This is a genomic window from Synechococcus sp. H55.9, assembly GCF_047462355.1.
Taxonomy (GTDB): Bacteria; Cyanobacteriota; Cyanobacteriia; order Thermostichales; family Thermostichaceae; genus Thermostichus.
Map to the genome: position 1 here is coordinate 1 of NZ_JANSJB010000074.1, position 2,943 is coordinate 2,943.

General features: G+C 58.5%; 3 protein-coding genes. 2 read left to right on the plus strand and 1 reads right to left on the minus strand.

What is annotated here, in order from left to right; all coding sequences use genetic code 11:
• Window positions 1-90 precede the first annotated feature (90 nt).
• A complete protein-coding gene (locus tag NW857_RS09790; RefSeq protein WP_414337274.1) occupies window positions 91-1,014 on the minus strand; it encodes a fructosamine kinase family protein in 924 nt (307 codons plus the stop codon).
• 230 nt (window positions 1,015-1,244) lie between these two features.
• Between NW857_RS09790 and NW857_RS09795 the strand changes: the two genes are divergently transcribed.
• Together NW857_RS09795 and NW857_RS09800 are read left to right on the plus strand one after the other, a co-directional pair.
• The gene (locus tag NW857_RS09795) at window positions 1,245-1,955 is read left to right on the plus strand and encodes a hypothetical protein (RefSeq protein WP_414336111.1); all 711 of its coding nucleotides are present in this window, start codon (window positions 1,245-1,247) and stop codon (window positions 1,953-1,955) included.
• Window positions 1,956-2,120: 165 nt separating this feature from the next.
• Window positions 2,121-2,870, plus strand: coding sequence for a YebC/PmpR family DNA-binding transcriptional regulator (locus NW857_RS09800; RefSeq protein ID WP_414336113.1), 750 nt, complete (start codon window positions 2,121-2,123; stop codon window positions 2,868-2,870).
• Window positions 2,871-2,943 lie beyond the last annotated feature (73 nt).

Here is a 2,943-nt window from a genome sequence, read left to right on the forward strand (position 1 = left end):
ACTTTTTCCGGAATCGAGTGCAATTGGATTACAAGTGCGAGGAAATAAATTCTATACCTACAAGCACCATACACCTGACTATAACTGACCCTATTCGAGAAAGTGCAGGCATTGCTGCAGGGCGCGCTGCACCGAGCCCAGGTAGCCCTCTCCGAACAAGTTGAGATGGTTGAGCCAGTGGTAGAGCTGGTAGAGAGGCTTGCGGTGGGGATACCCCTCGTTCAAGGGATAGGCCTGCTGATAAGCCTGATAGAACGCCGGCGGAAAACCGCCGAACAGCTCTGTCATCGCCAGATCTGTCTCCCGATCCCCGTAGTAGACGGCTGGGTCGAAGATCACGGGGGATCCATCGGCCAAGGCCCCGTAGTTGCCCCCCCACAGATCTCCATGTAGCAGAGCGGGTTCCGGCCTATAGTCCTGAAAAAACGCTTCCAGCTTCGCCATCACCCGTTCGGCTTGGGCCACCCACGAGCCGCGGTATCCCCGTTGGCAGGCCAGCTTGACTTGGTAGAGCAGCCGCTGTTCCCGATAAAAGTCCGGCCAGTTTGGCCGCCAACTGTTGATTTGCGGCGTGGAGCCGATGGTATTGTCGCGATCCCAGCCATAGCTCCCGTTGGGAGACAAGGTGCGATGCAACTGGGCCAACTGGGATCCCAAGAGACTGGCCGTGTGGGGACGGGGCGAGGTTAGCTCCAGGTACTCCAGCACCAAGTAGGCTTGGCTTCCTACGGATCCCCAAACAATGGGTCGAGGCACCCGAATGGCGTGGGCAGCCGCCAGGGTTTGCAAGCCCGCCGCTTCTGCCGCAAACATCTCCAGCGCCCTCTCTCCCCCACGGGCCAATTTGACGAAGTAGTCTCTCGACCCTTCTGTAAGAGGGTTTTGGGGAGCGCAGGAAAACCGATAGGTGGCGTTGATGCTGCCCCCGCCCACAGGACGATACCGCAGGGGCTGGATGGGATCCCCTGTCGCTTGCGAAAGGTGCTGGGCAATGGCTTGCCAAAGAGTTTGCATCAACAGCAAAAGTTAGTTGTTGGGGGAAAACAGGTACTTAATTGACATATTCTCCATAGCTTGCCTCAGACTCTCCGCCACAGCCCATCCGTTGCTGACCAGGACGCCGTTCGCCTGCTCTCATTTTGATCTTGAATTGATCTTGAAACTGATTTTTCTCCTTGCCTAGTGCCTGCTGGGCCAATGTCGGGTAGAGTTGGCGATAGCCATCCTGATGTCGGTTAACGCTTATGAATAGCCCGAACCCGGATCGCGATCCCGCCTTTTCACCCCGCGCTCAGCAGGGCAGTCTGGGTTGGAGCCTTGGCTTGTTTTTCGGATCCCTGGCTTGGGCAGGATGGACAAGTCAACCGCCAACTTGGGCTCAACCGGTCGAGCAGCAACCGCAAGAGGAAGTCTTTGTGCTGGAGCGCAACATCGATCCTGGGGCGCAAATCCGGGTGCGTAACGAGCTGGTCAAGATCTGTGGCGACTATCGCTGCGAAGGCTATCGCTTTGCGGTGCGGGTGCCGATTGGCCCTGAAGATACTCTGGAAACTCTGCTGGGGCGGCTGGATGCTGAGATGCGGCGGGAGGTGGATCGGGTGTTTCAAACTCGGCCCGATCTCAATCGGGTCATCGTCGATGGCTATGTCTTTTCGGGAACTCCCGCTTTTGTTGGCCGAGAAGTGCTGTTGCAAACGATGTTTGTTCCCCGTCACCGTTGGCAAGTGGGTCGCTTGGGGCCAGAGCAAGACGCGATTTTCTACGCCGAGCTGCTGCCCCAGGTGACGCCTTTTCTCACTCCATCCCCAACCCCCACGCCCGCACCTGGGCCTGTACCCGGAGAGGCTGTGCCCCCTCTGCCCCCAGCTCCTGTGGCAACGCCTACCCCTGAAGAAACCCCAGCCGCTCCACCGCCGCCGGGGGGTGTGATCGAACGGCAGCCCATTCGGCCTTGAGGGGGTTGCTCGCTTTAAATGCCCTCTGGGGATCCCACCATTTTTGCCCTCAGTCTGTTGCCGTTGGAGCTGGGGTGGGGTTGAGTCCTGGGTCGCCGTGATCTAGGCTTCAAAATTAGGAGGGATCCCCTCGGTTGATGGCTTGACTGGATCGGTGTCGGCGGCATGGCAGGACACAGCAAATGGGCCAACATTAAACGGCAAAAGGCCCGTGTAGATGCCAAAAAGGGCAGCCTATTTACCAAACTTTCGCGGGCCATTATCGTGGCGGCTCGCAGCGGCTTGCCAGATCCGGATGGGAATTTTCAGTTGCGGGCGGCGGTGGAGAAAGCCAAAGCGGCGGGGATGCCCAGCGAGAACATCGAACGGGCCATCGCCAAGGGAGCCGGCAACTGGAGCGATGACAGCCCCCTGGAAGAAGTTCGCTACGAGGGCTATGGCCCCGGCGGGGTAGCGGTGTTGATCGAGGCGATGACCGACAACCGCAACCGCACGGCTGCCGAGGTGCGAGAAGCTTTCAACAAAACCGGCGGCAGCTTGGGAGAAGCCGGCTGTGTGAGCTGGATGTTCCGACAGCGAGGGGTGATCAGCCTGGAGAACGTGGCGGATCCCGAAGCCCTGTTGCTGGCGGTGGCAGAAGCAGGGGGCGATGACCTCAAGGTGGAGGGAACCAGCGCAGAAGTATACTGCGACTACTCCTTGCTCGAGCAGGTGGCCACGTATCTGAAAAAAGAGGGCTGCCAAGTGCAAGATGCCGCCATCCGCTGGATCCCATCCAATGAGGTTCAGGTGGGGGATCCCGACACCGCCAAGCTGGTGCTCACCTTGATGGAACGTCTGGATAGCCTGGACGATGTGCAAAATGTCTACGCCAATTTCGAGATTGACGAGGCGGTGATGGAAAGCCTAGCCTGAGGACACCCTTCTATTGAAGCGACAGGAAACTCTCATCAGAGCTGCATTGCCGGCCACACCTACAAACAAAACG